At 61.6% G+C, this 14,931-nt stretch carries 14 protein-coding genes; 4 read left to right on the top strand and 10 right to left on the bottom strand.

Annotated features, from left to right (window positions below; genetic code table 11):
* Position 1 precedes the first annotated feature (1 nt).
* The 6 genes from ACI77D_RS21395 to ACI77D_RS21370 all read right to left on the bottom strand — a co-directional run bounded on the left by ACI77D_RS21395 (position 2) and on the right by ACI77D_RS21370 (position 5,746).
* The gene (locus tag ACI77D_RS21395) at positions 2-1,303 is read right to left on the bottom strand and encodes an MFS transporter (RefSeq protein ID WP_064450012.1); all 1,302 of its coding nucleotides are present in this window, start codon (positions 1,301-1,303) and stop codon (positions 2-4) included.
* A gap of 172 nt (positions 1,304-1,475) precedes the next feature.
* Positions 1,476-2,624, bottom strand: coding sequence for a galactonate dehydratase (gene dgoD, locus ACI77D_RS21390; RefSeq protein ID WP_407017439.1), 1,149 nt, complete (start codon positions 2,622-2,624; stop codon positions 1,476-1,478).
* Positions 2,625-2,685: 61 nt separating this feature from the next.
* Entirely contained in the window at positions 2,686-3,306 is a 621-nt protein-coding gene (locus ACI77D_RS21385) for a 2-dehydro-3-deoxy-6-phosphogalactonate aldolase (protein ID WP_407017438.1), read from the bottom strand.
* Position 3,307: 1 nt separating this feature from the next.
* Complete coding sequence (locus ACI77D_RS21380; protein WP_407017437.1) at positions 3,308-4,276, bottom strand: 2-dehydro-3-deoxygalactonokinase; 969 nt, start codon at positions 4,274-4,276, stop codon at positions 3,308-3,310.
* A gap of 162 nt (positions 4,277-4,438) precedes the next feature.
* Complete coding sequence (locus ACI77D_RS21375; RefSeq protein WP_407017436.1) at positions 4,439-4,765, bottom strand: DOPA 4,5-dioxygenase family protein; 327 nt, start codon at positions 4,763-4,765, stop codon at positions 4,439-4,441.
* Between the two features lie 30 nt (positions 4,766-4,795).
* Positions 4,796-5,746, bottom strand: coding sequence for a choline sulfate utilization transcriptional regulator (locus tag ACI77D_RS21370; RefSeq protein ID WP_064450008.1), 951 nt, complete (start codon positions 5,744-5,746; stop codon positions 4,796-4,798).
* A 103-nt stretch (positions 5,747-5,849) separates the two neighbouring features.
* Here ACI77D_RS21370 and betC point away from each other — a divergent pair, with 103 nt between their 5' ends.
* The 3 genes from betC to ACI77D_RS21355 all read left to right on the top strand — a co-directional run bounded on the left by betC (position 5,850) and on the right by ACI77D_RS21355 (position 10,025).
* Entirely contained in the window at positions 5,850-7,364 is a 1,515-nt protein-coding gene (gene betC / locus ACI77D_RS21365; protein ID WP_221295980.1) for a choline-sulfatase, read from the top strand.
* A gap of 16 nt (positions 7,365-7,380) precedes the next feature.
* On the top strand, positions 7,381-8,301 hold the full coding sequence (gene choX, locus ACI77D_RS21360) for a choline ABC transporter substrate-binding protein (RefSeq protein WP_407017435.1): 921 nt from the start codon (positions 7,381-7,383) through the stop codon (positions 8,299-8,301).
* Positions 8,302-8,456: 155 nt separating this feature from the next.
* The gene (locus tag ACI77D_RS21355; protein WP_407017434.1) at positions 8,457-10,025 is read left to right on the top strand and encodes a SulP family inorganic anion transporter; all 1,569 of its coding nucleotides are present in this window, start codon (positions 8,457-8,459) and stop codon (positions 10,023-10,025) included.
* A gap of 125 nt (positions 10,026-10,150) precedes the next feature.
* On the opposite strand, the gene aroE is transcribed toward ACI77D_RS21355, so the two are convergent.
* Positions 10,151-10,975: a shikimate dehydrogenase gene (gene aroE / locus ACI77D_RS21350; RefSeq protein WP_064450004.1), complete on the bottom strand. Its 825-nt coding sequence runs from the start codon at positions 10,973-10,975 to the stop codon at positions 10,151-10,153.
* On the bottom strand, positions 10,975-11,907 hold the full coding sequence (gene hemF / locus ACI77D_RS21345; RefSeq protein WP_407017433.1) for an oxygen-dependent coproporphyrinogen oxidase: 933 nt from the start codon (positions 11,905-11,907) through the stop codon (positions 10,975-10,977). The genes aroE and hemF overlap by 1 nt, the downstream gene beginning before the upstream one ends.
* A gap of 159 nt (positions 11,908-12,066) precedes the next feature.
* On the opposite strand from hemF, the gene ACI77D_RS21340 reads away from it, so the two are divergent.
* Entirely contained in the window at positions 12,067-13,044 is a 978-nt protein-coding gene (locus ACI77D_RS21340) for an NADPH:quinone reductase (protein ID WP_407017432.1), read from the top strand.
* A 131-nt stretch (positions 13,045-13,175) separates the two neighbouring features.
* Here the strand turns inward: ACI77D_RS21340 and ACI77D_RS21335 are convergent, their stop codons facing one another.
* Together ACI77D_RS21335 and dprA are read right to left on the bottom strand one after the other, a co-directional pair.
* On the bottom strand, positions 13,176-13,733 hold the full coding sequence (locus tag ACI77D_RS21335) for an L-threonylcarbamoyladenylate synthase (protein ID WP_053253621.1): 558 nt from the start codon (positions 13,731-13,733) through the stop codon (positions 13,176-13,178).
* Between the two features lie 54 nt (positions 13,734-13,787).
* Positions 13,788-14,882, bottom strand: a complete 1,095-nt coding sequence (gene dprA / locus ACI77D_RS21330; RefSeq protein WP_407017431.1) for a DNA-processing protein DprA — start codon at positions 14,880-14,882, stop codon at positions 13,788-13,790.
* Positions 14,883-14,931 lie beyond the last annotated feature (49 nt).

Below are 14,931 nucleotides of genomic sequence, written 5' to 3'. Positions count from 1 at the left end.
TTCACAGTTCGATGCGTTCGACTTTGCCCACCAGCAACACGTAGGAAAGCGCCCCAAGCAATGCCAGCACCGCGATATAGGTAATCGCTGGCGCAAATGAATCACCACTGGCCAAAAAGCCGATCACTATCGGCGTGGTAATCGCCGACAAGTTACCGATAAAGTTGAACACGCCCCCTGTCAGCCCCAGCAACCGCGCGGGTGCCAACGTCGATACCAGTGACCAGGTAATCGACGCCAAGCCATTGCCGAAAAACGCTACCGCCAAAAACGCAATCACCCACGCCGTCGAGTCCACATAGTTGGCGCCAATGATCGCCGTGGAAATCAGCAGCCCGCCAATGATCGGCAGCTTGCGCGCGAAACCTACCGACGCGCCCCGGCGAATCAGCCAGTCAGAAAAAATCCCCGAACACAGCACGCCGACAAACGCAGCCAGAAACGGCAACGACGCCAACAGCCCGGACTTGATGAAGTCCATGCCACGGTATTTCACCAGGTAGGTCGGGAACCACGTCAGGAAGAACCACAGCGTGGAGTTCAGGCAGAACTGCCCCAGGTAGATGCCCCACAACTTGCGCTGGCTCAGCACGACCCCCAGGTCGACCCAACTGAACGGCGCCTTGGTTTGCGCCTGGATATCCACCAGCCCGCCGCCGTCGCGGATCAGTTCGATTTCAGCCGCGTTGGCGCCTTTGAAATCCTTCGGCTCGCGGTACACCGCGTACCAGATCAGCGCCCATAGAATGCCCACGCCACCGGTGGCGACGAACACCATGTGCCAGCCAAACGCATGCTGCAGCCAGGCCAGCACCGGCGTAAGAAAGGCGAGCCCGACAAATTGCCCCGAGGTGTAAACACCAATCGCCGTGGCGCGCTCACGCTCGGGAAACCACGTGGTGACCACGCGGCTGTTGATCGGGTAGGCCGGCGCTTCCAGGGCACCGACGGCCATGCGCAACACGAACAGCGCGATAAAGCTGGCGGCGAACCCAAGCATCACGGTGGCAATCGACCACAGCAGCAGGGCGACGGTGTAGAGAATGCGGGGCGGCACTCGGTCCACCAGCCAGCCGCCGGGGATCTGCATGGCGGCGTAGGTCCAGCCGAAAGCAGAGAAGATCAGCCCGACGTGCACCGGGTCGATGCCTAGCTCGCTGGTCAACGCCGGGGCGGCAATCGACAGGTTGCTGCGGTCGAGGTAGTTGATCACCACGGTGATAAACAGCAACACCATGATGAAGAAGCGCTTTCTGCTGGGCGTGACTAAAGACGCCTGCCCGGTGAAGGATTCAGGGTGCATGGGGGGTGCCTCTTCTTATGGTTATTGAGGACAAATCTGGCTGAACGAGCGCGGTCAGTGTGGGAGCTGGCTTGCCTGCGATGGCGGTATACCTGCGCCAGAGATGCAAGCTGGCCCACCGATATCGCCGGCAAGCCAGCTCCCACATTGACTGTGTTTCCTCAGGAGGGGCTTACCACTCGGCAAAGCTGCCGTCGGCATGGCGCCAGATTGGGTTGCGCCAGCGGTGGCCGATGGCCGCGCGTTCGATCACATATTCCTCGTTGATCTCGATGCCCAGGCCCGGCCCATTGGGGATCTTCACAAAGCCTTTGTCGTAGTCGAACACGCCCGGGTCGCGCACGTAGTCGAGCAAGTCATTGCTCTCGTTGTAGTGAATGCCCAGGCTTTGCTCCTGGATAAACGCGTTGTAGCAAACCGCGTCCAATTGCAGGCAGGCCGCGAGGGCAATCGGGCCCAGCGGGCAGTGCAGGGCCAGGGCTACGTCGTAGGCTTCGGCCATGTTGGCGATCTTGCGGGTTTCGGTGATGCCGCCGGCGTGGGACGCGTCCGGCTGGATGATGTCGACGTAACCTTCGCTGAGCACGCGCTTGAAGTCCCAACGCGAGAACAGCCGCTCGCCCAGGGCAATCGGTGTGCTGGTCAGCGGCGCCAGTTCTTTCAGCGCTTCATAGTTTTCGCTGAGCACCGGCTCTTCGATAAACATCAGTTTGTACGGGTCCAACTCTTTCATCAGCACCTTGGCCATCGGCTTGTGCACGCGGCCATGGAAGTCGACGCCAATGCCAACGTTAGGGCCGACGGCGTCGCGCACGGCGGCCACGTTGGCCAGGGCCAGGTCAACTTTTTCAAAGCTGTCGACGAACTGCAGCTCTTCGGTGCCGTTCATCTTCACCGCGGTAAAACCACGGGCCACCGCCTCTTTGGCGGCGCGGGCGGTGTCGGCCGGGCGGTCGCCGCCGATCCATGAATACACGCGGATTTTGTCGCGCACCTGGCCGCCCAACAGGTCGCTGACCGACACGCCGAGCGCCTTGCCCTTGATGTCCCACAGCGCCTGGTCGATACCGGCGAGGGCGCTCATGTGCACGGCGCCGCCACGGTAGAAGCCACCACGGTAGAGCACGGTCCAGATGTCTTCGATATTGCGTGGGTCTTTGCCGATCAGGTAGTCGGAGAGTTCCTCGACGGCAGCGGCCACCGTGTGGGCGCGGCCTTCGACCACGGGCTCGCCCCAACCGGTCACGCCCTGGTCGGTTTCAACCTTGAGGAAGCACCAGCGCGGCGGGACGATGGAGGTAGTCAGTTTGGTGATTTTCATCTCTTATCTCTCTTGTCGATGCAGCGCCCAGGGCGCAATGCTTGCACTCAGTTCAGGGGCATCAGTTAAGCGCGTTCCAGGCCGCGACATAGGCCTGGGCACTGCTCGCCACTTGCGCCACCGACATACCCGGTTTGAACAACCCGGAACCCAGGCCGAAGCCCTTCGCGCCAGCGTCGAAATACACCTGCATGTTGTCCGGGGTCACACCGCCGACCGGCAGCAGCAACGTGCCCGTCGGCAATACCGCCAGCCACGCCTTGATCACCGCCGGGCCCATTTGCTCGGCAGGGAACAGTTTCAATACGTCGGCGCCCTCGGCCAGCGCGGCGAAGGCTTCGGTCGGCGTGGCCACACCCGGCGACAGGTACAGGCCCGCCGCTTTCGCAGCACGTAGCACCTTGGCGTCGCTGTGGGGCATGACGATCACTTGGCCGCCGGCCGCTTTCACGTGCTCCACTTGCTCCGCAGTCAACACCGTACCCGCGCCGATCAGGCAATCGGCGGGCAGGCTGTCGCGCAGCGTGCGGATGCTGGTGTAAGGGTCGGGGGAGTTCAGCGGCACTTCAATCACGCGAAAGCCAGCCTCGTAGAGCACCTGGCCAACTGCCTCAGCTTCGTCCGGTCGTATACCGCGCAGGATTGCGATCAAACCGTTGTGTGCGAGTGCTTGCTTGAGCATGTCAGGCCTCCGATACACGTTGAGTGAGCCCGGCCGCGACTGCCAGTTGCCACAAGCCGCGCTCGGTGGCTTCCTGCGCCAGGCTGACATGGGCGAAACCGCACAGGGCGAGGGCGCGTTGGTAGCGGGCGCAGAGCGGTGCGGCGCCGACTAGAACGATGGGCTTGTGTTTCGCCTGGTCCGGCAAACCGGCGAGTTCATGGCCGATGAGCAGGCCGGACAGATAATCCGGTTGCTGCTCGGGTGCCAGTTCGGCGGTCAATCCCAGGGTGCGCGCGCTGAACAGTGTCGATAGCACGCCACGTTGGCCATCTGCTGATAACGCCACGTTCACGCCTCGATCAAACGCCTCGGCCTGGAAGTGTTCGGATGTTCTTTGCGTACGCCCGAGGATGCTGTGCTTGCTCAGCACCGCGAACAGCTCGCCGGTCATGAAGGTGTCGAAATGAGTGATGCAGCCGCCCATCACCTCGACCCATTTGGAATGGCTGCCGGGCAGGCCGATCAGGACCTCGGCCTCAAGGCCTTGCAGCACGCCCAGCACCTGGGTTTCTTCGCCACGCATCACATTGGGCAAGCCGACCTGTTCGATAACGCCGGGCACGATATGCACCTCCACACCGCGCAGGCTGCGCAGGCTGCGCACTGTGTGGAGCGCCTGGCCCAGGCTGGCAACATCGACTGGGGTATTGCGATAGGCCGCCTCGCTCCAACCCTGGGCGCTGCCCACCATGCCGCAGGCGATTACCGGCAAGTTGGGCTCGGCGTCGAGCCAATCGCCGCAGGCGGCATCGAACGCCAACTCGAAGCCATCGCTGCAGCGAACGCCGGCAATCTCCCGCGGTTCGCTGGGCAGGTGCATGATGCCGAACGCCAGCGAGCGCTGTTCCAACACCTCGGCAGCCGAGCCGAGTTTATAAGCACGAAGGGAGCTGGTCCCCCAGTCGAGCGCGATCAATTGCGCCTGCATCGCTTCACCTGAAATGAGTGGGTGCTGAAAAAAGCAGATGGGCGAATATAAACCTATGACTGGCGATATCTCAATATATAAATAACAGTCCCATATATTGGGTAAATACGTAAAAAATCCCGTCGCCTTTGCACAAGGGAACGGGATTCGTCTGGATAGTGGTTAAAAAATAGACAGGTCCAGTTCGCGCATTGCGCCCATCCAGATCGCGTAATCGGTGTGATCCTTCAAGTCATCGCCGGTTTCAGGGTGCAGAAACACCACCAGCCCTTCGCGATGCAACGCCAGCCACGGCAGCACCACGCCGATGTATTCCGGCTCGAATGCCAGTTGGCAGCTCCAGTCAGGGTGCGGGCCCACTGGCCGTTCGTGCACACGGCCCATGCGCAGCGGGAACAGGCGTGCGGCGTCTTCGCACAGGCTGCGCGCCTGGGTGATAGTGCTGGCGTCGAAGTAGATATGGGCGTGATAGCCCTTGATACGTTGCATGGCGAAATCCGGATCCAATATGCCCCGATCCTAGACCGCAATCGACGGCAGGGCCAGCCCGGTCAACGACTGCGCGCTGCTGGCTTGTTCGGCCACCAGCCAGTCGACAAAGCGCTCGACCAACTGCCCGCGGCGTTTGCGCTGGGGCTGCACCACGTAATAGCCGAAGCGCGAGATCACCGTGTCGGTGATCGGTCGGCACAGCCAGTTCTGTTCGAGCAGGTTATCCACCAAATGGCGCCAGCCGATGGCCACGCCCTGACCCGCAATCGCCGCCTGGATCAGCAATGTGTAGTTGTCGAAACGCAGTTGGCCGGGCGTCGGCGCAGTGGTAATGCCCAGCTCGCGAAACACACCGCTCCAGTCGAACCATTGGCTGTTGTTTTCCTGGCGCAGGTGCAGCAGCGGATACTCCGGCAAGGTCTGCACGGTCAGCGCCGTGGCCTGCTCCTTGAGCCATTGCGGGCTGCACACCGGGAACACTTCCTCATTGAACAGCCACAGGCTGTCACCCTGCTTGAAACGACCGTCGCCGAACAACACCGCCACGTCGATATCGCTGCGCAAGGTGGCATGGTTGCGCTCGCTGGTGACCAGGCTCACATCAACTTGCGGGTTGGCCTGGTGGAAGCGATGCAGGCGCGGCATCAGCCAATAGGCGGCGAAGGCGAAGTCGGTGGCCACTTGCAGCACTTCATGCTGGCCCTGTTGGCTGATCGCGCTCAGGCCCTGATTGATGGTCTGCAAACCGCCTTGGACGTGCTCGAACAGCAGAGCCCCGGCGTCGGTCAGTTCGATGCCGCGGTAGATGCGATCAAACAGGCGGATCGCCAGCTGTTCTTCGAGGCGCTTGATTTGCTGGCTGATGGCCGGCTGAGTGGTGCCCAACTCCATCGCGGCGGCGGTGAAGCTGCGATGGCGCGCCGCCGCTTCGAAGGCACGCAGCAGGTCGAGCGACACATCACCGAGGGCTTCATACATAAGCTGTGCTTATCCTAGACATTGCCTTTCATGGGCTTTACCCCATTTTCCATGGGCTGCATGCTCATTCGCATAAACACCGTCTATGGAATGCCGAAGACTCATGAAGCGCAAGAACATTCTTTTCATCATGGCCGATCAGATGGCCGCGCCGATGCTTCCGTTCTACGGACCTTCCCCGATCAAGTTGCCCAACCTGAGCCGCCTCGCTGCACAGGGCGTGGTATTCGACGCCGCTTATTGCAACAGCCCCCTGTGCGCGCCGTCACGTTTCACCCTGGTCAGTGGCCAGTTGCCGAGCAAGATCGGCGCCTACGACAACGCGGCGGATTTCCCCGCCGATGTGCCGACTTACGCCCATTACTTGCGTCGCCTGGGCTACCGCACCGCACTGTCCGGCAAGATGCACTTCTGCGGGCCAGACCAACTGCACGGTTACGAAGAACGCCTGACCAGCGACATCTACCCCGCCGACTATGGCTGGGCGGTGAATTGGGATGAACCGGACGTGCGCCCCACCTGGTATCACAACATGTCCTCGGTGCTGCAAGCCGGGCCGTGCGTGCGCACCAACCAGCTGGATTTCGACGAAGAGGTGGTGTTCAAGGCCCAACAGTATTTGTTCGACCATATCCGTGAAGACGGCGACCAGCCGTTCTGCCTGACCGTGTCGATGACTCACCCACACGACCCGTACACCATTCCCAAACCGTTCTGGGACCTGTACGACGACAGCGACATCCCATTGCCTACGACGCCAGCCCAGGTCGACCTCGACCCGCACTCCCAGCGCCTGCTCAAGGTGTATGACCTGTGGGACAAGCCGCTGCCGCTGGACAAGATCCGCGATGCCCGCCGCGCCTACTTCGGCGCGTGCAGCTACATCGACAGCAACGTCGGCAAACTCCTGCAGACGCTGGAAGACACCGGCCTTGCCGATGACACCATCATCATCTTCTCCGGCGACCACGGCGACATGCTCGGCGAGCGCGGCCTCTGGTACAAAATGCACTGGTTTGAAATGGCCGCCCGCGTGCCGCTGCTGGTCAGTGCGCCGGGCCAGTTTGCCGCTGGCCGCGTGTCCCGGGCCGTCTCGACGGCCGACCTGTTGCCGACACTGGTGGAACTGGCCGGCGGCGAGCTGGACCCGCGTTTGCCGCTGGACGGCCGCTCACTGGTCCCGCACTTGCAGGGGCTGGGCGGGCACGACGAAGTGTTCGGCGAATACATGGCCGAAGGCACCATCAGCCCGCTGATGATGATTCGCCGTGGCGCTTACAAGTTCATCTACAGCGAAGACGACCCTTGTCTACTGTTCGATGTGCACAACGACCCGCACGAGCGGGAGAACCTCAGCCAGTCACCGGAACACCGGCCACTGTTCGAGGCGTTTTTGCGTGAGGCGCGGGCCAAATGGGACATCCCGGCGATCCACCAACAGGTGCTCGCCAGCCAACGCCGTCGTCGCCTGGTGTTTGAGGCGCTGACCCAGGGCAAGCTGAAGAGCTGGGACCACCAGCCACTGGTAGACGCCAGTCAGCAATACATGCGCAACCATATCGACCTCGACGATCTGGAGCGCAAGGCACGTTATCCACAACCCTGCCAAAACCAATAAAACTAAGGGGAAGGCCATGCAAAAGTTATCCACCGTGTTGAGCGTTGCACTGCTAGCGTTTAGCAGCGCCGGCGCCTATGCGGACTCAAGCTGCGATACCGTGAAGATGGCCGATCCGGGCTGGAGTGATATCGCCGCCACCAATGCCATCACCGGTTTTCTGTTAAACGGCATGGGCTACAAGGCCAAAGTCGACACCCTGGCGGTGCCAATTACGTTTGGCGGGCTCAAGGACGGCCAGGTGGATGTGTTCCTGGGTAACTGGATGCCGGCGCAGCAGGGCTTCTATGACAAGTTCGTGGCCAACGGCGATGTGGTGCAACTGGCGAAAAACCTCGACGGCACCCAGTTCACCCTCGCCGTCCCGGACTACGTATGGGACGCCGGGGTGCATGATTTTGCCGACTTGAACACGTTTGCGGACAAGTTCGACAAAAAGATCTACGGCATCGGCTCCGGTGCGCCGGCGAATATCTCGCTGCAGGAAATCATCAAAAAGAACGACTTCGACCTGGGCAAGTGGAAGCTGATCGAGTCGAGTGAGCAGGCGATGCTGGCTGAGGTATCACGCGCGGTGAAGAAACAGCGTTTCGTCACCTTCCTCGGCTGGACGCCGCACCCGATGAACGTGCAGTTGAAAATGCATTACCTCAAGGGTGGCGAGAAGTACTTCGGTGACAAAGGCAGCGTGTTTACCCTGACCCGCAAGGGTTATGCACAGGCCTGCCCGAATGTCGGGAAGCTGCTGACCAACCTGAGTTTTACCCAGGACATGGAAAACAGCATCATGGCTGAAGTGGTGAATAAAAAAGTCAGCAATGCTGATGCCGCCAAGGCATGGATCAAGGCGAACCCGGCGGTGCTGGATAAATGGCTCGATGGCGTAAAAACCGTGGATGGCCAGGATGCGTTAGCGGCGGTAAAAGCCAAACTCTAAAGCCAAACGCTAATCCCTGTGGGAGCTGGCTTGCCTGCGATAGCATCACCGCGGTGTATCAGTAATACCGAGGTGCCTGGATCGCAGACAAGCCAGCTCCCACAGGGGTCGGTGTGGACTGATACTCTGAGCTAACCCTTTCTACCGAGTTTGCGATGCCCCGGCTCAACCGCCATACACTCTTCCCCTTCCTCGCCTGGCTCCCGCGCCAAACCCGCGCCAGTGTCGGCCGGGACGCGATGGTCGGCCTCAGCGGCGCGGTACTCGCCTTGCCGCAGTCGATTGCCTACGCGCTGATCGCCGGCCTGCCACCCGAATACGGCTTGTACGCCGCGATTATTCCGGTGCTGATCGCCTGCCTCTGGGGTTCCTCCTGGCACCTGATCTGCGGCCCTACAGCGGCAATTTCCATCGTGCTCTACGCCAGTATCAGTCCCTTGGCCGTGCCGGGGTCGCAGGACTACATCACCTTGATCCTGCTGCTGACCTTCCTCGCCGGCGTTTTCCAGTGGTTGCTGGGCATGCTGCGCTTCGGTGCGCTGGTGAATTTCGTCTCCCATTCCGTGGTGCTGGGTTTCACCCTGGGTGCTGCCGTGGTGATTGCATTGGGGCAGTTACCCAACCTGCTGGGGCTGGATTCACCAAGCGAGGCCACGGCGATCAATAGCCTGTTGGCGCTGATCAACCATGCCGGCGAGTGGGACCATGCCTCACTCGCCCTCGGCTTGGGCACCTTGCTGGTGGGCGCTTTGCTCAAGTACCTGGTGCCACGCTGGCCCACGCTATTGATCGCTCTGGCTCTGGGCAGCCTGGCCGCGTGGCTATGGCCGACGATGTTCGGGCAGGTGGCGCGGGTCAGTTCATTCGTGGGCAAACTGCCGCCGTTCAGCCCATTGCCGATGGACCTGGATATGCTCCTGCGCCTGCTGCCCAGCGCCGTGGCGGTGGGCATGCTGGGGCTGGTGACGAGCCTGTCGATTGCCCGCTCGCTGTCGGCGCGCTCGCAGCAGTTACTCGACGCCAATCAGGAAGTCCGGGCGCAGGGTTTATCCAATATCGTGGGCGGATTTTTCTCTGGCTACTTGTCAGCCGGTTCCTTTACGCGGTCCGGCCTCAGCTATGAAGCGGGTGCGTGTTCGCCCTTGGCGGGTGTGTTTTCCGCAGCGTGGGTGGCGCTGTTTGCGCTGTTCGGCGCGGCGTTGATCGCGCACATTCCGATTCCCAGCATGGCCGCGAGCATCCTTTTGATTTGCTGGGGCCTGGTGGACCATCGCGGCATTCGCGCATTGTTTCGCGTGAGCCGTGCCGAGTTTGTGGTGATGAGCCTGACCTGCGTCGCCACCTTGTTGCTGGAGCTGCAGACGGCGATTTACGCGGGGGTGCTGGCGTCGCTGTTTTTCTACCTCAAACGCACGTCGCAACCACGGGTTCAGCAATGGCGTGACGGTGACGAGGATGTATTGCGGGTCGGCGGCTCGATCTTTTTTGGCGCCAGCCATTACCTGCAAGTGCGCCTGCAAAGCCTGCAAGGCGAGCGGGTGGTGATCGAGGCGCAGCAGATCAACTTTATCGACTATTCCGGGGTGGAAATGTTGCACCAGGAGGCGCGGCGCTTGCGGGGGTTAGGGCGTAGTTTGACGCTGCGCCGGGCCCGGCCGCCGGTGGTGGAGGAGTTAAAGAAATTGGAAGGGGCCGACAAGTGCCCCATCCATTTCGAAGACTGAACGCGATTAAAACTGTGGGAGCTGGCTTGCATGCGATGGCGGTGTGTCTGTACCAGATGAGTGAGCTGATGCACCACTACCGCCAGGCAAGCCAGCTCCCACATTAGATCGTCACAAGGTGGGAATCAGTTGGCCGCCAACTGTGTGCGCAACTCGGCCAATACAGGCGCCGAATCCGGGCGCACACCGCGCCACAGGAAGAAGGCTTCCGCTGCTTGCTCCACCAGCATGCCCAGGCCATCCATCGACACCGCTGCGCCCTGCTCAGAGGCCCAGCGGCAGAACGCGGTCGGTTCCTTGGCGTACATCATGTCGTAGCAGAAGGTCTTGCCCGGCTCGATCAGGCTGCCGGCAATCGGCGGTACATCGCCTGACAGGCTGGCGGACGTGGCATTGATGATCACGTCCACCGGCTCACGCAGCCAGTCGAAACCGCTGGCAGACACCGGGCCCAGGTCGTCGAACAGCTCGGCAAGCAACTCGGCTTTTTCCACCGTCCGATTGGCGATGATCAGCGAAGCCGGTTGCTCAGCCAGCAATGGCTCCAGCGCCCCGCGTACTGCGCCACCGGCGCCCAGCAGCAGGATGCGTTTACCTTTCAGGCTCAACCCGGCGTTCACCGTCAGGTCCCGCACAAGGCCCGCACCGTCAGTGTTATCGCCGAGCAGGCCGCCATCGGCCAACTTACTCAAGGTGTTCACCGCCCCGGCGCGCTGAGCGCGTTCGGTCAGGCGAGTGGCCAGGCGATACGCGTCTTCCTTGAACGGTACGGTGACGTTGGCGCCACGGCCTTGCTGAAAAAACTCACGGGCACAGCCGGTGAAATCCTCCAGCGGCGCGAGCAGGGTGCTGTAGTCCAATTGCTCACCGGTTTGCTCGGCGAACATACGGTGAATCAGCGGCGACTTGCTGTGGCCGATGGGGTTGCCGAAGACGACATAACGGTCCATCAGACAGCCGCCTTGGGCGCAACGATGCCGAGCCAGTCGCGATCTTGCAGGAAGTAATCGGTGAGGCGCGCTTCTTCGCTGCCAGCCTCGGCCTTCCAGTCGTAGCTCCAGCGCACCTGCGGCGGCAGCGACATCAGGATCGACTCGTTACGGCCGCCCGATTGCAGGCCAAACAGCGTGCCACGGTCGTAGACGAGGTTGAACTCGACATAGCGCCCACGGCGGAACTCCTGGAAGTGACGCTGCTGCTCGGTGTAGGCGGCGGCCTTGCGGCGCTGCACGATCGGCAGGTAGGCGTCGATGTAGGCGTCGCCGATGGCGCGGATGAAGGCGAAGCAGGTGTCGAAGTCCCACTCGTTCAAATCATCGAAGAACAGGCCGCCAATACCGCGTGGCTCATTGCGATGTTTGATGTGGAAGTAGGTGTCGCACCAGGCCTTGTAGCGCGAGTACACATCCGCACCGAACGGCGCACAGGCCTGCTCGGCCACGCGGTGCCAATGGATACAGTCTTCTTCATTGCCGTAGTACGGCGTGAGGTCGAAGCCACCACCGAACCACCACACCGGCTCTTCGCCTTCTTTTTCGGCGATGAAAAAGCGCACGTTGGCGTGGGACGTCGGCACATGGGGGTTGTGCGGATGGATCACCAGCGACACGCCGAGGGCTTCAAACCCACGGCCGGCCAGCTCAGGACGATGCGCGCTGGCGGACGGTGGGAGGCCGCTGCCAAACACGTGGGAAAAGTTAACGCCGCCTTTTTCGATCACCGAACCGTTTTCGATCACACGGGTGCGACCGCCGCCGCCCGCAGGCCGGGTCCAGGCGTCTTCGATAAAGCGAGTGTCCGTCTCAAAGGTTTCCAGGGCGCTGCAAATGCGGTCTTGCAGGTCGAGCAGGTAGGCTTTAACAGCCTCGGTGCGGGTAGTCATGGCATCACCTTGAATCGGGCAAAGCTACGCGAGGCCATTGGGCGTCGGCGGCAAATGGGCGCACAGGATACCACCGCACTCCAGTAAGCCGCAGTTGACGAAGATCAAGCTTAGGAGTCCGATAGAGGGCTACGCGAATCGACCTCAGGAGAAGTGCAGATGGCCAAACGTATCCAGTTCCGTGCCCATGGCGGCCCCGAAGTGCTTGAGTATGTGGACTACACCCCGGCAGAACCGGGCCCTCAGCAGGTTCGCGTGCGCAACGAGGCCATCGGCCTGAACTTCATCGACACCTACTTCCGCAGCGGTCTCTATGCGCCGCCAGCCCTGCCATCGGGCCTGGGCGCAGAAGGTGCCGGTGTGGTGGATGCGGTGGGCAGCGAGGTCACCCAGTTCAAGGTCGGTGACCGCGTGGCCTACGGCAGTGGCCCACTTGGCGCCTACAGCGAGCTGCATGTATTGCCCGCCGCCAACCTGGTGCACCTGCCGGATGAGATCAGCTTCGAACAAGCCGCCGGCGCCATGCTCAAAGGCCTGACCGTGCAGTACCTGCTGCGCCAGACCTACGAGTTGAAGGGTGGCGAAACCATTCTGTTCCACGCCGCTGCCGGTGGCGTGGGCTCCCTGGCCTGCCAATGGGCCAAGGCTTTGGGCGTTAAGTTGATCGGTACCGTGAGCTCCCCGGAAAAAGCCGCCCTGGCCAAATCTCTCGGTGCCTGGGAAACCATCGACTACAGCAAGGAAAACGTCGCACAACGCGTACTGGAATTGACCGACGGCAAAAAAGTGCCTGTGGTGTACGACGGCGTCGGCAAGGACACGTGGCTGACCTCGCTGGACAGCGTGGCGCCGCGTGGGCTGGTGGTGAGTTTTGGCAATGCGTCAGGCGCTGTGGAAGGGGTGAACCTGGGCATTCTGGCCGCGAAGGGCTCGCTGTATGTCACCCGGCCGACCTTGGCGACCTATGCCAGCAATCCAAAAGACTTGCAGACCATGGCCGATGACCTGTTCTCGATGATCAAGAGCGGCAAGGTGCGCATTGATATCAACCAGCGGTTTTCGCTGGCTGAGGCGGCGAAGGCGCAGACGGAATTGTCGGGCCGGCGGACGACGGGGTCGACCATTCTGTTGCCGTAAGGCGACTGATCTACCGGGGCTGTGAGGGCCTCATCGCGGGCAAGCCCGCTCCCACATTTTGATCGGATTCCAACTGAAGGAACGCGATCGAATGTGGGAGCGGGCTTGCCCGCGATGGCCACGCCTCGGTATCAGGAGGGCCGCACAACCTCGCCTGTCGCCAAATCGCGAATCAGGCTTGGGTTCTTGCGCCCACCCAGGGCGCCGCCCAATACCCGATCAACCTGGCCACGGAAGTACTGCTCCACACGAAGCCGCGTGCGTGCTGCCGGGCGGCCCTGCGGGTTGGCCGACGTGGAAATCAGCGGCCCGACCAATGAGCATAAATCCCGCACCAGCGGATGATCGCTGACCCGCAAGGCGACTGTGTCGTGCACACCTGTCACCCATTCAGGCAGCAAGTCCTGATGGGGAACCAACCAGGTATTCGGCCCAGGCCAAGTGCTGGCCATGCGCTCGATCCAGGTGTCCGGGAAATCTTCAAAAAGAAAATCGAACTGGCGAATATTGTCCGCCACCAGGATCAGCCCCTTGTCCACCGACCGATTCTTGATCGCCAGCAATCGGTCCACCGCCTCTTCATTCCACGGGTCGCAGCCAAGGCCCCAGACCGCTTCGGTCGGGTAGGCGATCACCGCGCCTGCGCGAATTTCTCGTGCGGTTTCCAGCACACGCCACCTGTTGACCATTGCTCACTCTCCGAACTAAAGCTCTGCGCAGTTTACCGATGTTCTTTACAAAACCTAGCAGCGCGCAAGCCACCGCCCGCTTTCACAGATCACCTGGCCTTCGAGCTCAAGCTCGGTAAGGGCCGCCAGCACGTGGGACAAGGGTCGCCCGCTGGCAATCGCCAGAGCCTCGCTGGTATGAGGCGCGGCATGCAGCAGCGCTACCAGCGGGTGAGCCACCGGCATCGGTGCCGGGCGAGACAAGGCCTGCCAGCCGCGCAACCCTTCAAGAATATGCTCGATGGACTCGACCAACGTCGCACCATCGCGAATCAACTGATGACAGCCCTTGGCGCCCGGATGATGGATGGAGCCGGGGATCGCATACACCTCACGCCCCTGCTCGGCGGCGAGCTTTGCAGTGATCAGCGAGCCGCTGGCCATGCTGGCTTCCACCACCAGCACCCCCAGCGACAGGCCACTGATGATCCGGTTGCGCCGTGGAAAGTTAGCGGCCTGGGGCGCGGCGTCCAGCGGAAACTCGGAAACCACCGCGCTACCTTCGGCAATCATCGCGGCTGCGAGCTGCCGGTGTCGCTGTGGATAAAAATTTTCCAGGCCGGTGCCAAGCACGCCGATTGTCTGCCCGCCGACGTCCAATGCCGCTTGATGCGCAGCGCCGTCAATGCCCAAGGCCAACCCGCTGGTGATGACAAAACCGGCGCTCGCCAGGCTGCGGGAAAAGGCGGCGGCCGTGTCCAGCCCGGGTCTGGAAGCGCGCCGACTGCCGACCATGGCCAACTGCGGTTTTTCCAGGATTTTGGGGTCGCCGGCGACGAACAATAACGGTGGGGCGTCGTCAATCTGCGCAAGCAAGGCAGGGTACTCAGGTTGGTCCCACATCAGTAAATGCTGGGCGGGATGCTCCAACCACGCGAGCGCGTCACTGGCGCTGTCACGGATTTGTGGGCTGCGTCGGGCATCCGCACTGCCAGGCGGTAACCCGAGGGAGCGCCAGGCACTGGCAGGCGCACTGATAGCCTTTGAGGCAGAACCGAATGCTTCGATCAACACACGAAAACGCTTGGGGCCCAGTTCTGGCAGCCTGTGCAAGCGTAGTCGGGCTTCCAGTTCTGACGGGGAAATTTCATGGCTGTTTGTCGGATACATTTGATCATCCTTGATCGGAACAAGCTGTGGATAACTCTGTTGGTAACTT

The organism is Pseudomonas sp. O39, from assembly GCF_045447295.1.
Classification (GTDB): Bacteria; Pseudomonadota; Gammaproteobacteria; order Pseudomonadales; family Pseudomonadaceae; genus Aquipseudomonas; species Aquipseudomonas antarctica_A.
Note: the sequence above shows the minus strand (reverse complement) of the source record. Positions and strands in the feature narration are given on the sequence as shown.

Bases quoted from the DNA above. Each gene is read 5' to 3' on its own strand.
- aroE (WP_064450004.1), bottom strand. From the start codon at position 10,975: ATGGACCGTTATGTCGTCTTCGGCAACCCCATCGGCCACAGCAAGTCG.
- betC (WP_221295980.1), top strand. From the start codon at position 5,850: ATGAAGCGCAAGAACATTCTTTTCATCATGGCCGATCAGATGGCCGCG.
- dgoD (WP_407017439.1), bottom strand. From the start codon at position 2,624: ATGAAAATCACCAAACTGACTACCTCCATCGTCCCGCCGCGCTGGTGC.
- ACI77D_RS21395 (WP_064450012.1), bottom strand. From the start codon at position 1,303: ATGCACCCTGAATCCTTCACCGGGCAGGCGTCTTTAGTCACGCCCAGC.
- hemF (WP_407017433.1), bottom strand. From the start codon at position 11,907: ATGACTACCCGCACCGAGGCTGTTAAAGCCTACCTGCTCGACCTGCAA.
- dprA (WP_407017431.1), bottom strand. From the start codon at position 14,882: ATGTATCCGACAAACAGCCATGAAATTTCCCCGTCAGAACTGGAAGCC.
- ACI77D_RS21385 (WP_407017438.1), bottom strand. From the start codon at position 3,306: ATGCTCAAGCAAGCACTCGCACACAACGGTTTGATCGCAATCCTGCGC.
- choX (WP_407017435.1), top strand. From the start codon at position 7,381: ATGCAAAAGTTATCCACCGTGTTGAGCGTTGCACTGCTAGCGTTTAGC.
- ACI77D_RS21355 (WP_407017434.1), top strand. From the start codon at position 8,457: ATGCCCCGGCTCAACCGCCATACACTCTTCCCCTTCCTCGCCTGGCTC.
- ACI77D_RS21375 (WP_407017436.1), bottom strand. From the start codon at position 4,765: ATGCAACGTATCAAGGGCTATCACGCCCATATCTACTTCGACGCCAGC.
- ACI77D_RS21335 (WP_053253621.1), bottom strand. From the start codon at position 13,733: ATGGTCAACAGGTGGCGTGTGCTGGAAACCGCACGAGAAATTCGCGCA.
- ACI77D_RS21370 (WP_064450008.1), bottom strand. From the start codon at position 5,746: ATGTATGAAGCCCTCGGTGATGTGTCGCTCGACCTGCTGCGTGCCTTC.
- ACI77D_RS21380 (WP_407017437.1), bottom strand. From the start codon at position 4,276: ATGCAGGCGCAATTGATCGCGCTCGACTGGGGGACCAGCTCCCTTCGT.
- ACI77D_RS21340 (WP_407017432.1), top strand. From the start codon at position 12,067: ATGGCCAAACGTATCCAGTTCCGTGCCCATGGCGGCCCCGAAGTGCTT.